The organism is Halomonas sp. EF61 (assembly GCF_040147045.1).
Classification (GTDB): domain Bacteria; phylum Pseudomonadota; class Gammaproteobacteria; order Pseudomonadales; family Halomonadaceae; genus Halomonas; species Halomonas litopenaei.
The window spans coordinates 189639-207194 of record NZ_JAMSHM010000001.1; the positions used below are offsets into that span (position 1 = coordinate 189639).

The 17556-nt window shown below is 64.4% G+C and carries 13 protein-coding genes; 3 read left to right on the forward strand and 10 right to left on the reverse strand.

Going from position 1 to position 17556, the window contains the following annotated elements; genetic code table 11:
- Nucleotides 1-111: 111 nt before the first annotated feature.
- From NFI08_RS00835 to NFI08_RS00845, 3 genes are all read right to left on the reverse strand, one after another.
- The gene (locus NFI08_RS00835) at nucleotides 112-774 is read right to left on the reverse strand and encodes a LuxR C-terminal-related transcriptional regulator (RefSeq protein WP_045992823.1); all 663 of its coding nucleotides are present in this window, start codon (nucleotides 772-774) and stop codon (nucleotides 112-114) included.
- Between the two features lie 234 nt (nucleotides 775-1008).
- Nucleotides 1009-2958 (reverse strand): acetate--CoA ligase, encoded by a 1950-nt coding sequence (gene acs, locus NFI08_RS00840; RefSeq protein ID WP_222516005.1) that lies wholly within the window; start codon nucleotides 2956-2958, stop codon nucleotides 1009-1011.
- Nucleotides 2959-3128: 170 nt separating this feature from the next.
- Entirely contained in the window at nucleotides 3129-3719 is a 591-nt protein-coding gene (locus NFI08_RS00845; RefSeq protein WP_045992825.1) for a SprT family zinc-dependent metalloprotease, read from the reverse strand.
- 97 nt (nucleotides 3720-3816) lie between these two features.
- Here NFI08_RS00845 and NFI08_RS00850 point away from each other — a divergent pair, with 97 nt between their 5' ends.
- The gene (locus NFI08_RS00850; protein WP_349586490.1) at nucleotides 3817-4554 is read left to right on the forward strand and encodes a YecA/YgfB family protein; all 738 of its coding nucleotides are present in this window, start codon (nucleotides 3817-3819) and stop codon (nucleotides 4552-4554) included.
- Between the two features lie 96 nt (nucleotides 4555-4650).
- On the opposite strand, the gene NFI08_RS00855 is transcribed toward NFI08_RS00850, so the two are convergent.
- Entirely contained in the window at nucleotides 4651-5763 is a 1113-nt protein-coding gene (locus tag NFI08_RS00855) for a phospholipase D-like domain-containing protein (protein ID WP_222570069.1), read from the reverse strand.
- A 141-nt stretch (nucleotides 5764-5904) separates the two neighbouring features.
- On the opposite strand from NFI08_RS00855, the gene plsB reads away from it, so the two are divergent.
- Nucleotides 5905-8349 (forward strand): glycerol-3-phosphate 1-O-acyltransferase PlsB, encoded by a 2445-nt coding sequence (plsB, locus tag NFI08_RS00860; RefSeq protein ID WP_349586493.1) that lies wholly within the window; start codon nucleotides 5905-5907, stop codon nucleotides 8347-8349.
- On the opposite strand, the gene NFI08_RS00865 is transcribed toward plsB, so the two are convergent.
- From NFI08_RS00865 to ampD, 6 genes are all read right to left on the reverse strand, one after another.
- Nucleotides 8333-9049: a class I SAM-dependent methyltransferase gene (locus NFI08_RS00865; protein WP_502881048.1), complete on the reverse strand. Its 717-nt coding sequence runs from the start codon at nucleotides 9047-9049 to the stop codon at nucleotides 8333-8335. The two genes, plsB and NFI08_RS00865, sit on opposite strands and share 17 nt — an antisense overlap.
- A 26-nt stretch (nucleotides 9050-9075) precedes the next feature.
- Complete coding sequence (tsaB, locus tag NFI08_RS00870) at nucleotides 9076-9795, reverse strand: tRNA (adenosine(37)-N6)-threonylcarbamoyltransferase complex dimerization subunit type 1 TsaB (protein WP_045992827.1); 720 nt, start codon at nucleotides 9793-9795, stop codon at nucleotides 9076-9078.
- A 100-nt stretch (nucleotides 9796-9895) separates the two neighbouring features.
- On the reverse strand, nucleotides 9896-10552 hold the full coding sequence (gene adk / locus NFI08_RS00875) for an adenylate kinase (RefSeq protein ID WP_045992828.1): 657 nt from the start codon (nucleotides 10550-10552) through the stop codon (nucleotides 9896-9898).
- 289 nt (nucleotides 10553-10841) lie between these two features.
- Nucleotides 10842-12890 (reverse strand): pyruvate dehydrogenase complex dihydrolipoyllysine-residue acetyltransferase, encoded by a 2049-nt coding sequence (gene aceF, locus NFI08_RS00880; RefSeq protein WP_349586498.1) that lies wholly within the window; start codon nucleotides 12888-12890, stop codon nucleotides 10842-10844.
- Nucleotides 12891-12964: 74 nt separating this feature from the next.
- Nucleotides 12965-15637, reverse strand: a complete 2673-nt coding sequence (gene aceE, locus NFI08_RS00885) for a pyruvate dehydrogenase (acetyl-transferring), homodimeric type (protein ID WP_349586501.1) — start codon at nucleotides 15635-15637, stop codon at nucleotides 12965-12967.
- A gap of 358 nt (nucleotides 15638-15995) precedes the next feature.
- Entirely contained in the window at nucleotides 15996-16553 is a 558-nt protein-coding gene (gene ampD, locus NFI08_RS00890) for a 1,6-anhydro-N-acetylmuramyl-L-alanine amidase AmpD (RefSeq protein ID WP_349586504.1), read from the reverse strand.
- Between the two features lie 107 nt (nucleotides 16554-16660).
- On the opposite strand from ampD, the gene nadC reads away from it, so the two are divergent.
- Complete coding sequence (gene nadC / locus NFI08_RS00895; RefSeq protein WP_045992832.1) at nucleotides 16661-17518, forward strand: carboxylating nicotinate-nucleotide diphosphorylase; 858 nt, start codon at nucleotides 16661-16663, stop codon at nucleotides 17516-17518.
- The last annotated feature ends 38 nt before the right edge of the window (nucleotides 17519-17556 follow it).

Consider the following 17556-nt stretch of genomic DNA (forward strand, 5'->3'; position numbering starts at 1 on the left):
CAGGGCCGGCGCCAGCATAGGACTGGGCCCCCGCTGGCGCGGTGGTGTCGCAAGCCCCAGAACCACGACACCCCGCCTGGGCGGGGTGTCGTCGATGCGCAAGCAACCGCGTCAGGATTCGACCTTGGGTGGCTCGACCTCGAGCTTCTGGGCAGCGATCACCGCCTGGGTGCGCGAGTGCACGCCCAGCTTTCTGAGGATGGCGGTCACGTGGGCCTTGATGGTGGCCTCGGAGACGTTCAGCTCGTAGGCGATCTGCTTGTTGAGCAGGCCTTCGGTCAACATGTTGAGTACGCGGAACTGCTGAGGCGTCAGCGAGGCGATGGCCTCGGCAAAGCGCGCCTCTTCCTCGTTGGCCTCACCCAGGGCGTCGGCCATCTCTTCCGGCAGCCACACTTCGCCGTCGAGGATCTCGCCCACCGCCTCGGCGATCAACGCCAGCGACGAGGACTTGGGAATGAACCCCGAGGCACCGTAGTCGATGGCGCGGCGCACGACGTGCACTTCATCGCTGCCGGATACCACCGCCACCGGCACATCCGGGGTCTGACCACGCAGCTGGATCAGCCCGGAGAAGCCGTGGGCTCCAGGCATGTGCAGATCGAGCAGGATCAGGTCCGCGTCGGGGTGGCGAATGACCACGTCCGAGGTGGCCTCCATGGTGTCGGCCTCGATGATTTCGGCCTGGGGCGCGAGCTGGCGAAGCGCCTGCGTCAGGGCGGCACGGAACAGCGGATGATCATCGGCTACGATGAATTTCTGGGCAAAGGCCATGGACTCTCCTCCGGATTCCGATGCAGCGTGTCAGGCCTGGACGCCGCAACGCAAGACGCTTGTTTGCACAGCATGTTACCCCATGGTTGCCGGCTTTCCCAAGCGCCCTGACGCAAGCATCCTCAACGGCTACCCGTGGTGCCGACTCTGCGGCCTCCATCACTATGCAAAAACGGGCCGGCGCCGGAAGTTTCCGGCAGCCGGCCCGCAGGACCTGCTGTTACGCCATGAGCCTTACTTGGCGGCGCGGTGCTCGATCAGATCCTCGACCACCGAGGGATCGGCCAGGGTACTGGTGTCACCGAGGCCATCGCACTCATTGGCGGCAATCTTGCGCAGAATCCGGCGCATGATCTTGCCCGAGCGGGTCTTGGGCAGTCCCGGTGCCCACTGGATATGATCCGGCGAGGCGATCGGGCCGATGTCCTTGCGCACCCACTGGGTCAGTTCCTTCTTGAGCTCGTCGGTGGGTTCGGCCTCGTCGTTGAGGGTCACGTAGATATAGATACCCTGCCCCTTGATGTCATGGGGGAAGCCCACCACGGCGGCCTCGGCCACCGCTGAGTGTGCCACCAGCGAGGACTCGATCTCGGCGGTGCCCATGCGGTGACCGGACACGTTGAGGACGTCGTCCACCCGGCCGGTGATCCAGTAGTAGCCGTCCTCGTCACGGCGACAGCCGTCACCGGTGAAGTAAGTCCCCTCGTAGGTGGAGAAGTAGGTCTGGATGAAGCGCTCGTGATTGTTCCAGATGGAGCGCGCCTGTCCCGGCCAGGAATCGAGGATGACCAGGTTGCCGTCGGTGGCGCCCTCGAGGCGCTTGCCTTCGTTGTCCACCAGCGCCGGCTGCACACCGAAGAACGGCAGGGTCGCGGAGCCCGGCTTCTGGTCGATGGCACCGGGCAACGGGGTGATCATGATGCCGCCGGTCTCGGTCTGCCACCAGGTATCGACGATCGGGCATTTGCTGTTGCCGATCACCCGGTAGAACCACTCCCAGGCCTCGGGGTTGATCGGCTCGCCCACCGAGCCAAGCAGGCGCAGGCTATCCCGAGAGCTGGAGTCCATCACCTTGTCGCCGTGGGCCATCAGGGCGCGCACTGCGGTGGGGGCGGTGTAGAGGATACTGACCTTGTGCTTGTCGACGATCTCACCCATCCGCCCGTGGGTCGGATAGCTCGGCACCCCCTCGAACATCAGGGTCACCGCACCGTTGGCCAGGGGCCCATAGACGATGTAGCTGTGGCCGGTGACCCAGCCCACGTCCGCGGTGCACCAGTAGACCTCGTCCTCGTGATAGTCGAACACGTACTGGTGGGTGAGGCTGGCGTAGGTCAGGTAGCCACCGGTGGTGTGCTTGAGCCCCTTGGGGGTGCCGGTGGAGCCGGAGGTATACAGGATGAACAGCGGATCCTCGGCGCCCATCTCTTCGGCGGGGCAGTCGGTGTCCTGGTCGGCCACTGCGTCGTGGTACCAGACGTCACGTCCCTCGTGCCATTCGATGTCACCGCCGGTACGCTTGACCACCAGCACCTTCTCGGCCACGTCGGTGCCATCACGGGTCAGGGCGGCGTCGACGTTGTCCTTCAGCGGTACCTGCTTGCCACCGCGTACGGACTGGTCGGCGGTGATGATGACCCGTGAGGCAGCGTCCTTGACCCGCTGTGCCAGGGCGTCGGGAGAAAAGCCGCCGAACACCACCGAGTGCACCGCACCGATACGGGCGCAGGCCAGCATGGCCATGGCGGCTTCCGGGATCATCGGCATGTACAGGGTCACGGTGTCACCCTTACCGATCCCCATGGACTTCAGGGCGTTGGCCAGCTGGCAGGTACGCTCGTACAGCTCGCGGTAGGTGATCACCGAAGATTCGTTCGGATCGTCCCCTTCCCAGATGATCGCCGGCTTGTCGCCACGCTTGTCGAGGTGTCGATCCAGGCAGTTGGCCGCCACGTTGAGGGTGCCATCCTCGAACCAGCGGATATCGACATTGTCGCTGGCGAAGGATACCGACTTGATGGTCTGCGGCGGCTTGATCCAGTCAAGGCGTGCGGCCTGCTCCTTCCAGAAGCCCTCGGGATCTTCCACCGACTGCCGGTAGAGCTTGTCGTAGGTGGCCTTGTCGGCCCAGGCGGTCTTGGCAAACGCATCGGAAACCGGATAGACGTGCTGATGATCGCTCATGGTGCTCTGTCCTTGGATACCCATCGAAGTGAAGAGCCAGCCGCCTGAATAAGAGAGACCGACCGGCGCGAATAACCTGACAGCCAGCATAACGTCGCCAGGCCAGGGTTTCCCCTTAGACATTGGTATGACTATTTTTTTATTTTATAACAAGAGGTTAAGCGCAAATTTCAGCACTTCTTCCCAACCAGGCACAGTCGGCCGCGACAGTGCCGGCAGCGATACTCCTGACCGGCCTGGGCGTTGGCGTGACGCCGTGCCGAGAATCCGTGCTCGCGACAGGCGCAGCGATAGCGATACGGGACAGGGCTCGAGCGGGCGGTATCGAAGCGATGGGTGACCCGGGGGGCCAAGCCGAACAGCCTGAGCATGACGGTCTGCCACTCCCTGCCATGGGGGCGAAAGGTAGGCCCATCTTCCAGGTGCCAGACCAGCCAGTGGGCCACCTCGTGGGGCACCACCTCGGTGAAGAAGGCGTGGCGGTTCTCTTCCAGCAGCTGGCCATTGAAGCGCAGTCCGCCGCGACCGAAGTGGGCCTGCCCTGCGCCCTTGCCGCGCAGATCGCACCACACCTTCGGCTCCGGCAGCCCAGGATGATAGTCACGACACAGCGCCACCGCCTCCACGACTCTTGCCATCAGCGCCTGGCGCAGGGCGGCGACGTCGAGTGACTGAAGCCAGGCGTCGTCGACGTCGGGCAACACCGGGGTGGGAGAGTCACCGCGAGCGCGCGGGCGAATTGATGGCCGGGTCGAGGTCATGACGCAGTCAGAGTAGGTAAAGGAGTGCTAGAATGCCGCCTCGAACGGGGACGGTAAAGACCACCGTCCAGTCATCCCCTCGCCAAGTGAGCGCCCCATGTCCGACGCCGAAACGCCGCTCCCCCTCCCCTTGCTCGAAGACGACGCTCTGGACCTGCTCGATGACTTTCTCGAGGAGCGCGCCGGTCCCGATGCGCTGGACCTGATCGGCGCCCACGGCTTCCTGGTCGCGCTGGCGGTGGCGCCACGGGATGTCGAGGCTGCCGCCTGGGTCGCGGAGCTGTTCCACGGCACCCCCGAGTTCGAAAGCGACCAGGAAAGGGAGATCATCCTGGGCCTGCTCGAGCAGCTCAGGACCAACGCTATCGGCGTGCTGGAAGGCGGCGGTCTTCCCGAGCTGCCCTTCGAGCTGACGCTGGACGGCATGGCGGCGGAAGAGACGCCCATCGGCGACTGGTGTGCCGGCTTCATGGAAGGCGTCTTCCTCGACGAGGCCGCCTGGTTCGAGGGCGATGAAGAAACCGTGGCCACACTGCTGTTGCCCTTCATGGCGCTGTCGGGACTGTTCGCCGACGAGCCCGACATGGCCGATCTGGCCGGGGAAGGCGAGCGACTCGAGCGCCTGGTCGGTCAATTGCCGGAACTGGTGCTGGATCTCTACCTGCACTTCCGGGTACCGCCGGACACCCCCAAGCCCAAACCCCGTGGCAAGGCGCCAGCCGGCGGCAGGGGTGGCAAGGCAGGCCACAAGGGCCCTGGCAACAAGAGCCAAGACAACAAGAGCAAGGGCGGCCAGGGCAGACCCCAGGCCAAAGGCCCCAAAGGCAAGCGATAGCGAATAACAGGGCAAGCGCTAGCGAATAACAGGCCAAGCGATAGCGCGTCACAGGCCAGGCGCTGGCCAGCACCGGAGCAAGCGATAGCCGGCGCCTCAGCGCAAGCGGGTCAGCCAACCATCAAGGGTGCCGTACAGCCAGGTCCTGATCCTGGCCCACCAGGAGCGGCGCGCCCAGCTTTCCCGGGTGATCTCCCGACTCGCCGCGAAATTGCGCTCGAACAGCGCCGCGACCTCGTCGGCCAGGACGGCGTCCTCGACCTCCTGATTGGCCTCGAGGTTCCACTGCAGGCTCCAGTGGTCGAAATTGCAGGATCCCAGGCTGACCCAGTCATCGGCGACCACGAACTTGGCGTGGATGAAGCTTGGCTGGAACTCGTAGATGCGCACCCCTGCCCGCAGCAACCGAGAGTAGAAGCGCTGCCCGGCGTAGCGGATACCGGGATGGTCGTGGTCCCGTCCTGGCAGCAGCAGGCGCACGTCACGGCCCTTGCGCGCCGCGCGCTGCAGCCTGAGCCTCAGCCCCAGGGTGGGCACAAAGTAGGGCGTACACAGCCACAGGCGCCGTTCGGCGCGGGCGATTCGCTCCTGCAGTGAGTGGCGAATGGCCTGAAAGCGGTAACCCCGCCCCCAGATCACCCGTGCCCTGACTCCAGGGTCATGGCGCCTCTCGCCACTCGACGAAGGCAGCGCCGGCGCCTGCGGGGCGCCTCTGGTCAACGGCGAGTTCCACACCTGGGCAAACAGCGCCACCCAGTCGTCCACCACCGGGCCCTCGACACGCACGGCCACCTCGAACCAGGCCGCCAGGAACTCATCGACGGCGCCAAAGCCCCCGGTAAAGGCCAGGCGCTGGTCCACCACCACCAGCTTGCGATGATCACGACTGACGTTGCGTCCCAGCGAGTGCCAGCCCAGCGGGTTGAAGTCCCGCAACCACACGCCGGATGCGACCAGGCGTTCTCTATCCTGGCCTGAAAGCCCCATGGCGCCGAAACCGTCCAACAGTAGATAGACGGCGACGCCGCGCTGCGATGCGGCCACCAGCGCCTCGATGACGCGGTCGGCCAGTTCGCCGGACTCCATCAGGTAAAGTTCGATCAGTACGCTTTGACGGGCCTCGGCCACCGCCTCGAACAGCGCCGGCAGGAAGCGATCGGCCTCCGGCAATAGATCGACGCGATTATGCTGTCGCCACGCGGTGGTCATGCTGCACGTCTCCCTGGCGGTGTCATATCAACCGGATATCAAGCAGATCATGGCGCCACCCTACCCGATCGTTATACTGACGGCACGACATGGATGGCCCGCAGACGGTCCTCGCCTACTGCCCCGAACAACGGAATTGCTATGCCTGGCATGCTTCGCGCACCGCTGCGCCGACTCATCGAACTGTGGACCGAGGTTCGGCTGGCGGAACCGACGCCGGATAAACTGGCACTGGATCCGCAGCTGCCGACGCTCTATGTGCTACCGCGCCCCTCGCTGAGCGACGCCCTGCTGCTGGACAGCTACTGCCAACGTCATGGCCTGCCCCCGGCGCGTGGCCGGTTGGCGCTGCCCGACAGCAACCTGCCGCGCTGCGTGGCGCTGCCGGCACGCCGGTTTCGGCTGTGGCCGGGCCAAGCCACCGGTGTCGCGCCCTTCACCGAGGTGATCACCAGCGACACCCGGATACAGCTGGTGCCCGTCAGTGTGTTCTGGGGGCGAGCCCCGGGCAAGGACTTCGGTCTCTGGCATCTGCTGGCGGCGGACAGCTGGCGCCTGACCGGACGACTGCGGAGAGCGCTGTCGGTGCTGGTCAACGGCCGCGACGTGGAGATCCAGTTCGGCGCCCCGCTGCACCTCGAAGAACTGCATGACGGTGACGCCCCACGCACCAACCGCAAGGCGGCAAGGCTGTTGCGGGTACACTTTCGCCGGGTGCGTACGCGGGTGCTGGGGCCGGACCTGTCGCACCGCAGCACGATGATCCAGGGAGTGGTGGCAAGCGACGAGGTGCGTCGGGAGATCGACCAACTGGCAGAGAAGGCCAGCTCACGCAAACGACTCAAGCGACGCGCCAGACGCTATGGCCACGAGATCGCGGCCAACATGACCTATCCGGTGCTGCGCTTTCTGGCCGGCGCCTTGAAGCGCCTGTGGAACCGGCTCTACGACGGCGTCGACGTCAATGGTCTGGACGAGGTCAAGGCCCTGGCCGAGGACCACACCCTGATCTACGTGCCCTGCCACCGCAGCCATATCGACTACCTGCTGCTGTCCTACGTGCTCTACCGCGAAGGCTTGATGCCACCCCACATCGCCGCAGGACGCAACCTTGACATGCCGTTGATCGGCCCTTTGCTGAGACGTGGTGGCGCCTTCTTCCTGCGACGCAGCTTTCGCGACAACCGCCTCTACGGCGCGGTGTTCAACGAATATCTGCACCGCCTGCTGGCCCGGGGCTATCCGATGGAGTACTTCATCGAAGGCGGTCGTTCCCGCAGCGGTCGCATGCTCACGCCTCGTCCCGGCATGCTGGCGATGACACTAAGGTCCTTCCTGCGCTGCCAGCGGGTCGACGAGCGGCCGATGGTCTTTGTCCCGGTCTATATCGGCTACGAGCGCATTCTCGAGAACTCCAGCTACCAGCGCGAACTGGGCGGTGGCAAGAAGCGCAAGGAGTCCCCGCTGGACCTGCTGCGGGTGCTCGGACGTCTGCGCGAGCCCTACGGCCGGGTATCGGTCAATATCGGCGAGCCACTGCCCATCGGGGGCTTTCTCGATAGCCACGCCCCCGGCTGGCGAGACGACGAATCGCCGCGCCCCGACTGGCTGGCGCCGACGGTCACCACGCTTGGCAGATCCCTGACCCGGCGCATCAATCGGGTGGCGGCGCTGAATGCCATCAACCTGACAGGCCTCGCGCTACTCTCGTCCCCGCACCGCGCCCTGGAGTACGCCACCCTGACAGACCAGCTCGCCCTGCTCTGTCGCCTGGCCGACAGCCCCGCCTGCGGCGAAAGACCCAGTCTGCCCGACGAGTCTCCGGAAGCCTGCATCGCCAGGGCGGTGGACCTGGACATGGTCGAGCGCCACGCCCATAGCCTTGGCGACATCGTCAGCGCCACGCCCGAGCAGGCGGCGCTGCTGGCCTGGTATCGCAACAACGTGCTGCACCTGTTCGCCCTGCCGGCGCTGGTCGCCTTCGCCTTTCGCAGCCGCCACCAACGCAGCCTCCACGAACTCTGCGACCTGTTGACGCCGCTTTGGCCACCGCTGGCCCGGGAGTTCTGTGTCGATGAAAGCGCGGACATGAAAGAACGCCTCGCGGCCATTCTTGCCGTCCAGGTGGACCTGGGGCTGCTGGAGCGCCATGGCGAAGGCTTTACGCCGGTGGAAAGCCTCGAAGGCCGAGAACGCCTCGAGCTGATCGGCCGCATGATCCAGCCATCGCTGGAGCGCAACGCCCTGCTGATCGAGGTGCTGCTGCGATCCGGATCGGGGGCACTGGACCGGGCCACCCTGAAGGAGCGCTCGCGTGCGCTGTCGGAGCGACTTGGACTCCTCAGCGGTCGCGAGGCACCGGAGTTCTTCGACCCCAAGCTGTTCGAGACCCTGATCGATACCCTGGAACAGGAAGGCTGGGTGTGGCTCGAGCAGGACCGGCTGCACTTCGACGAGTGCCTCAAGCGCGCGGCCCAGCGGGCCTCACGCCTGCTCGACGCCTCGCTGCGACGGCGACTGGCGTTGATCAGCCGTCACCGCGAGGAGGCCGTCGAGGCTCCCTCGGAGGTCAGCGCTCAGCCTTGAGCGAGCGGTGCACATAGATGTCGTAGCGGCTGGTCTTCTCCTCGAGTCGATGCCTCGGCTCGGGGCCTGCTATGGCAGGCGCCTTGCGCGGACGCTTGACCACCACGCGGTGGCTGGCGACGTCCAGCGCGGCTTCCAATAGCCGCGGTGCATCGTCATCGTCCCCCGCCAACTCGCGAAACAGCCGCATCTCCTTCTTGACCAGGGCCGACTTGTCGCGGTGGGGGAACATCGGGTCCAGGTGGATCACCTCCGGGGCTACCCCGGCCGCTGCCACGATGGCGCCAAGCTCACGACTGCTGTCGCCATGGGCAAGGTGCATGTGCACCGCCGCTTCCTGAGTGTCGCTATCCTCCCGGGCACGCCGGAGTCCGTCATCCAGCAGGGCCGCAATCGCGGCTACCCGCTCGATCAGCAGCACCTCGGCGCCTAGGCTCGCCAGCACGAAGGCGTCACGGCCTAGACCCGCGGTGGCATCGATGATGCTCGGGGTGACGCCCTTGGCCAGACCACAGGCCCGAGCCACCAGCTGACCGCGCCCGCCGCCGAAACGCCGTCGGTGGCCGGCTCGCCCACCGACGAAGTCCACCCACAGCGGCTTGCCATAGCGGGCCTCGTCACCGACCAGCACCAGCCGACCCTGGTCATCCCGTTCCAGCGCCAGCGCTGCCTCGGGATCGGTGTCCAACACGAAAGGCAGCGCCAGGTCAGGGCTCAGGCGAACACTCACGAACGCGCCTTTCGCTCGGTCTTCTTCCAGGCCACCTGATCGCGCAGATAGACGGGCTGGGCGTCATGGGGACGCTGGGCATCGCCTGCGGCAAAGACCTCGACGGCCAGGCGCACCATGTCCTCGGCGGCAGGGTCAACATCGGTCACGGTCAGATTGAGGCTGGCCTGGATCTCGGCGGGCATCTGATCCCACAGCGCCCAGCCAGACCCCAGTCCCACCCAATCATGGTCTTCATGCTCGCGGGGCAACACCAGCCGTTCGGGCGGCAGCACCGCTTCGTCCATCAGTGCCAACGGCCGCCCATCCTCGACCCGCCAGGCACCGACGTAGATTTCGCCCATGCGGGCGTCCAGCGCGGTGACCATGTAGCGATAGCGATGGCGCAGGTGGCCGCCCAGCGCCAGTGCCTCCAGCGTCGATACACCGACCAGTGGCCGGTCCAGTCCATAGGCCAGCCCCTGGGCCACACCCGCGGCAATCCGCAAGCCTGTGAAGGAGCCTGGTCCGCGCCCGTAGGCCACGGCGTCCAGTTCGCTGGCCGCCACCCCGGCCTCGGCCAGCACTTCGTCGACCATCGGCAACAGACGACGGGTATGCTCTCGCGGGGTCTGCGCAAAACGCGCTATCACCTCGTCCGGGCTACCCTCCTGGCGACGCAGCAGGGCCGCGGAGCAGGCGCTCGAGGAGGCATCGAGGGCCACAATCAAGGTCATGTCAGGCTCATCCTGGTAGTGAATCCCGCACATTATAAACGACTCACGGCCCGCCTTGGGGCGAGCCGTGAGTCGAATGCAGCAAGCGTGGTGCGGTAGATCAGCCTTCGAGGGCCTCGCGCACCTGACGGGTGATGTCATCGACACTCCCCACGCCTTCCACGCGATGATAGCGCGGGGCATCCTCAGGCGCCTGCTGGGCCCATTGCTGGTAGTAGCCCACCAGCGGCTCGGTCTGCTCGTGGTAGACCGACAGACGATTGCGAACGGTATTCTCGCGATCATCATCACGCTGAACCAGCGCCTCGCCGGTCACATCATCCTTGCCGTCTTCCTTGGGCGGATTGTGGTCGACGTGGTAGACGCGGCCGGACGCCGGGTGGACCCGACGACCCGCCAGACGATTGACGATTTCCTCGTCGGCCACGGCGATCTCGAGCACGTGATCGATCTTGACGCCACCTTCCTTCATGGCATCGGCCTGGGGAATGGTGCGCGGGAAGCCGTCAAACAGGAAACCGTTGGCGCAGTCAGGCTGGGCGATGCGTTCCTTGACCAGGGCGATGATAATGTCATCGGAGACCAGGCCACCGGTGGTCATGATTTCCTTCACCTTGAGGCCCAGTTCACTGCCTTCCTTGACCGCTGCACGCAGCATGTCACCAGTGGAAATCTGCGGGATATCGTAGCGCTCACAGATGAATTGGGCCTGGGTGCCCTTGCCGGCACCCGGGGCACCCAAGAGGATCAAACGCATCGTTGGAACTCCTTCGAGAAAGCGAAAAGTCGGGGTGAAGAATGGGTTAAGCGAACAATACCCGTGCCGTCTTGGCGACACAACCTGAGGTTACTCGCAACTCACCGAAAACCTGCAGAAAAAGCGTTTAACATCAAGCTGCTGGCATCTAGATTGCACTTTGGTCAGGAGTCATCAAAGCGTCACGATTCGCCCGGCCTGGCACATCCACATGGCACGCTGTCAGAGCTGACGGCAGGACGAGAAACGGCGCCTTGCGGCGCCGTTCTGTTCTCGCATTCAGCCTGAATTACAGCAGAAGGCGACGCACGTCGGTCAACAACTGTCCCAGCAACGCGGTGAAGCGCGCGGCATCGGCGCCGTTGACGGCACGGTGGTCATAGGACAGCGACAGCGGCATCATCAGTCGCGGCTGGAAGTCCGCGCCATTCCACACCGGCTTCATCGACGCCTTGGAGACCCCGAGGATCGCCACCTCCGGCGGGTTCACGATGGGCGTGAAGGCGGTCCCGCCGATGGAGCCCAGGCTCGAGATGGTGAAGCAACCACCGGTCATCTCGTCACGCTTGAGCTTCTTCGACTGAGCCTTCTTGGCCAGCTCCACCGACTCCTTGGCCAGGTCGATCAGCGACTTCTTGTCGGCATCACGGATCACCGGCACCATCAGGCCATCGGGCGTATCCACGGCGATACCGATGTGCACGTACTTCTTCTGCACCACGGTCTCGCCGTCGGCCTTGAGGCTGACGTTGAACTGCGGGTACTTGTTCAAGGCATAGGCGCACGCCTTGATCAGGAACGGCAGCGGAGTCAGCTTGGCGCCCTGGGCTTCCGCCTCGGCCTTCATCGACTTGCGGAACGCCTCGAGCTCGGTGATGTCCGCCTCGTCGAACTGCGTGACGTGGGGAATATTGACCCAGCTGCGATGCAGATTGTTGGCGCCCATCTTCATCAGGCGGCCCATCTGCTTCTCTTCGATCTCGCCGAACTGGCTGAAGTCCTGATCCGGGATCGGCGGAATGCCAGAGCCCCCGGCAGCAGGTGCCGCAGCAGCGTCGCTCTTGCCCTTGCCCTGGTTGGCCATGGCCTGCTTGACGTAGTTCTGCACGTCTTCCTTGAGCACTCGGTCCTTGGGACCGGAGGGCTTCACCAGGGCCAGGTCGACACCCAGTTCGCGGGCCAGCATGCGCACCGCGGGGCCGGCGTGGACGCTCTTGGCATCACGCGGCTTGTCGGCCACCGCAGAGCCCTGACCGGAGGCCGCCTGCTGCTTGGGCGCGTCCTTCTTCGGGGCATCCTTTTTCGGGGCGTCCTTCTTGGGAGCGTCCTTCTTCGGCGCCTTCTTCTTGGGCGCCGCGCCGGCGACCTCGATGTAGCCGATCAGGTCACCCTCGGAGACACTGTCGCCTTCCTTCACCGACAGCTCCACCACCTTGCCCTTGAACGGACTCGGCACGTCCATGGAGGCCTTGTCGGACTCCAGGGTGATCAGGGCGTCCTCGACGTCCACCTCGTCACCTTCGCTGACGGCCATCTCGATGATCGGCACGTCGCTGGAACCGGACAGGTCGGGAACACGAACCTCCTGACGACCACCTTCGGCGGCCTCGTCGTCGGAATCGTCCTCTTCCTGCTCTTCCGGTTCGTCCTGACTATCATCGGACTCGGCTGCACCATCGTCGCCAGACTCATCGGCAGAGTCGTCATCGCCATCATCGCCTTCACCGGCGACTTCCATGGAGCCGATGACGTCACCTTCGGAGACGGTATCCCCTTCCTTGACGGTCAGGCTGACCAGCTTGCCGGCGTGGGGGCTCGGCACGTCCATGGAGGCCTTGTCGGACTCCAGGGTGATCAGGGTGTCTTCCTCGCCGACCTCGTCGCCTTCGGACACCGCCACCTCGATGATCTCGACGTCGCTGGAGCCACCCAGGTCCGGCACCTTGATCTCGACGGTCTTGCTGCCACCGCCGCTCTTCTTCTTCGGTGCCGGCTTGTCGTCGGACTTGGGCGCTTCCTGCTCGTCGCCGCCGGAATCGGCCTGCGACTCTTCAGCCGGATCGGCGTCGGCGTCAGCATCCTCGTCGGCGTCGCCACCACCTTCGGCCTCGATCTCGACGATGTCATCGCCTTCCGAGACGGTGTCGCCTTCCTTGACCAGAACCTTGAGGACCTTGCCGCCCTTGGGCGCCGGCACGTCCATGCTGGCCTTGTCGGATTCCAGGGTAATCAGGGTGTCTTCCGGCTCGATCACGTCACCTTCGGACACCGCGACTTCGATGATTTCCACATCGGTGTCACCACCGATATCGGGCACTTTGATGATTTCGCTACTCAAGGTCGCGCTCCTTCAAACTCTTGACGGAGGCGGGCCACCGGCCCGCCATGCCACCGGACAGTCCAACCGATGCCTTACACCTCGAGCGGGTTGGGCTTGTTCGGGTCGATGTCGTACTTCTTGAGTGCCTCGGCCACGACCTTGCGGTCGATCTCGTCACGATCGGCCAGCGCCTTGAGCGCCGCCACGGTGACGTAGTAGCGGTCGACCTCGAAGAACCGGCGAAGCGCTTCGCGGGTGTCGGAGCGACCATAGCCGTCGGTGCCCAGTACATGATAGTCGGTCGGCACCCAGGCGCGGACCTGGTCGGCGTACAGCTTCATGTAGTCGGTCGAGGCGATCGCCGGTCCCTTGCGCCCTTCCAGACACTTGGTGACGTGAGGCTTCTCGGGGTCGGCATCCGGGTTGATGAAGGCCTGACGATCGAGCCCCAGGGCCTCGCGACGCAGCTCATTGAAGCTGGTCACGCTCCAGATGTCGGAGCCCACACCCCACTCTTCGGCCAGTATCTCGGCGGCAGCCTCGACCTCGCGCAGGATGGTACCGGAGCCCAGCAGCTGGACGTGGCCCTTCTTGCCCTTGGTCTCGCGCAGCAGGTACATGCCCTTGATGATGTCCTCGGCGGGAATCTCCTCGAGCTCGGGATGCTCGTAGTTCTCGTTCATCAGGGTCAGATAGTAGAAGCAGTTTTCCTTGTCGGAGAACATCCGCTTCAGACCATCCTGCACGATGACCGCGACTTCGTGCCCGTAGGTCGGGTCATAGGTGCGGCAGTTCGGGATCATCGCTGCCTGCAACAGGCTGTGACCGTCCTGGTGCTGGAGACCCTCGCCGTTGAGCGTGGTGCGACCGGCGGTACCACCGCACAGGAAGCCGCGAGCCTGCATGTCACCGGCGGCCCAGGCCAGATCACCGATCCGCTGGAAGCCGAACATCGAGTAGTAGATGTAGAACGGCAGCAGAGTGGTGTTGTTGTTCGAGTACGAGGTGGCCGCGGCGATCCAGGCAGACATGGCGCCAGCCTCGGTGATGCCTTCCTCGAGGATCTGACCCTTCTGATCCTCGCGGTAGAACATGATCTGGCCCTTGTCGACCGGCTCGTACTTCTGGCCTTCGGAGGTGTAGATGCCGAGCTGACGGAACATGCCCTCCATACCGAAGGTGCGCGCCTCGTCGGGGATGATCGGGACCACCCGCTTGCCGATCTTCTTGTCCTTGACCAGGCCATTGAGGATCCGCACGAAGGCCATGGTGGTGGACACTTCGCGGCCCTTGGACCCGCCGGTCTGGGAGGCAAAGGTCTTGTCATCGAGGCCGGGAATCTCGAGCGCCTCGAAGTCATTGCGACGGCTCGGCAGATAGCCGCCCAGCTGTTCGCGCTGATAGTGCATGTACTTCATTTCGGGCGAATCGTCGTCCGGCTTGTAGTACGGCACTTCCTTGAGCTGGTCGTCGGAGATCGGGATGCCGAAGCGATCACGGAAGCGCTTGAGCGCCTCGTACTCCATGGTCTTGACCTGGTGCGCCTCGTTGGCCGCCTCGCCGTCGCCGCCACCCATGCCGTAGCCCTTGACGGTATGCGCCAGGATCACGGTAGGACGGCCGTTGGGGTTGGTGGTCGCCTCGTGGTAGGCCGCGTAGACCTTGAACGGATCGTGGCCACCGCGATTGAGCTTCCAGATGTCCTCGTCGGACATGTCCTTGACCAGGTCGGCGGTCTCCGGGTACTTGCCGAAGAAGTGCTCACGGGTGTAGGCGCCGCCGTTGGCCTTGTAGTTCTGGTAGTCGCCGTCGACCGCCTCGTCCATGCGCTTCTGCAGCATGCCCTTCTTGTCCTTCTCGAAGAGCGGGTCCCAGTGACGACCCCAGACGACCTTGAGCACGTTCCAGCCGGCACCGCGGAAGACACCCTCGAGCTCGTCGATGATGCGGGAGTTGCCGCGCACCGGGCCATCGAGACGCTGCAGGTTGCAGTTGATCACGAAGATCAGATTGTCGAGCTTCTCGCGGCTGGCCAGGTGGATGGCGCCGAGAGATTCGGGCTCGTCACACTCACCGTCGCCCATGAAGCACCAGATCTTGCGATCCTGCATGTCGTGCAGTTCGCGGGAGTGCAGGTACTTCATGACGTGGGCCTGGTAGATCGCCTGGATCGGGCCCAGACCCATGGAAACCGTCGGGAACTGCCAGAACTCCGGCATCAGCCACGGGTGCGGATAGGATGACAGGCCGTTGCCGTCGACTTCCTGGCGGTAGCTGTCCATCTGCTCTTCGGTCAGCCGGCCCTCGAGGTAGGCGCGGGCGTAGATGCCCGGTGCCACGTGACCCTGGATGTAGATCAGGTCGCCTTCGAAGTCGCCGTTGGGGGCACGGAAGAAATGGTTGAAGCCCACGTCGTAGAGAGTCGCGGAGGACATGAAGCTGGCGATGTGGCCACCCAGTCCCGGCTTCGCCTTGTTGTTGCGAATGACCTGAGCGATGGCGTTGTAGCGGATCACCGAGCGAATACGACGCTCCATGAACAGATCGCCAGGCATCGGGGCCTCGCAGTGCACCGGAATGGTGTTGCGATGCGGGGTGGTGACCGAGAAGGGCACCTGCATGCCGTCCTGGCGATAACGGTCGGCGAGCCGCGTCATCAGGTACCGGGCACGATCCTCGCCCTCACGATCCAGAACAGACTCCAGGGAATCCAACCATTCCTGGGTTTCGACCGGATCGAGATCTTCTCTTGAACCAAGACTCATAGAACGTCTCTCCGAATGACGATGGGGGTCCATTGCCCCACGATCGAGGCCAATGAGCGAGCGGGATAGAGGGGGTGATTCCCCGCCCGCCTCGCAGCGTCAGGCATGTAGTAATATTACTAGAATGTCCGTGCCAAACGAGCACGATTGGGCAAGAAGATACCTCAAACGCCCTGCACTGCCAATTGAAGCAGCTATGGAAATATTTTTCAATTACCTCATATTGCACTGCAACACAATGGCTTAACCCAAAGCGGGTATGACTTAAGCGCCTCAAGTCAGCCACTTGTAAACAAACTACCGTTTGACCTGAAGGCCATGGCTCAGGCTATGCCGAAACGATGCATTGCATCTTCATCTAGCGGTGCTGCAAACAGCGCCGCAGGTACGCCCAGTCGAAGGAGGGGCCGGGATCGGTCTTTCGCAGGGGAGCGATTCGCGCGTGACTGGTCAGTCGTTGGGGGGTGATCTCGGGGTAGGCGTCAAACAGCGCGTGCAGCACCCGGGCCAGGGCACGGTACTGGGTGTCTCGATAGGGCGACACCTCGTCCCCTTCGAGCTCGATCCCGATCGAGAAGTCGTTGAGCTCGCGGCGCAGGCAATGGCCATCGAACCAGCTGGAGCGTCCCGCGTGCCAGGCCCTCGCCTCGAAGGGCGCAAACTGAACACACTCTCCGTCGCGACGGATCAACAGATGCGCCGAAACCTTGAGCCCAGCGATGCTCGCGAAGTAAGGGTGGGCCTCGGGATCCAGACGGTTGGTGAACAGTTCCTCGATGTGCTCGCCGCCAAATTGACCCGGCGGCAGACTGATGGAATGCACCACCACCGCCGATATTTCTCGTTCGGGTCGTTCATTGACGTTGGGCGAAGGCACTCGCCTGGCCCCGTCGAGCCACCCGTCGTGACACTGCATGCTGGTGTCTCCATTGTCTGAATATGGGATCGTCACCTCGCCCACTGACGTCGAGGTGCTAGTGCCCCTATAATGTCGGCTCCACGCGCCGCAATACAGAGATACCCATGCACTTTCAGGACGCCCTTGCCGAAGACATCCGCAACAGTGCCGCTCGCCTGCTGGCCGAGGACGTCGGTCCGGTGGACATCACCGCCCAACTGATTCCCGAAAAGCATCTGGGCAAGGCCCGCGTCATCAGCCGCGAGCCGGCGATACTCTGCGGCGTGGCCTGGGTCGACGAGCTGTTCCGCCGCCTCGATCCCCGGGTCGCTCTGACCTGGCATGCCGCGGACGGCGATCGACTGACGCCAGACGAACCCTTTCTCGAACTGGCAGGCCCCGCACGCAGCCTGCTGACCGGCGAGCGCGCGGCTCTCAACCTGCTGCAGACGCTATCGGCCACCGCCACGCGCACCCGCCACTACGTCGACCTGCTCGAGGGCACCGGCGTGCGGCTGCTCGACACTCGCAAGACGTTGCCAGGTCTGCGTATCGCCCAGAAGTACGCGGTAGCCTGCGGTGGTGGCTGCAACCACCGGATCGGCCTCTACGACGCCTTCCTGATCAAGGAAAACCATATCTCCGCCTGCGGCGGCATTGCCGGCGCCGTGAAGGAGGCCCGCAGCATCGCGCGCGACCTGACGGTGGAGGTGGAAGTCGAGACCTTCGAGGAGCTGGATCAGGCGCTGGCCGCCGGCGCCGACGTGATCATGCTCGACAACTTTTCACTGGATGACATGCGAGAAGCGGTGCGCCGCGTCGCAGGCCAGGCGACGCTGGAGGCGTCCGGCAATGTCGATGAGACGACGCTGAAAGCCATCGCCCAGACAGGTGTCGACTGCATCTCGAGCGGTGCACTGACCAAGGACGTGAAGGCCATCGACCTGTCCATGCGCATGGTCGAGGAAGGCCCGGCGGGCTGAGGCCCTGTCCGTTTCGAGAAGCGCTCCCCCCGGCCTGG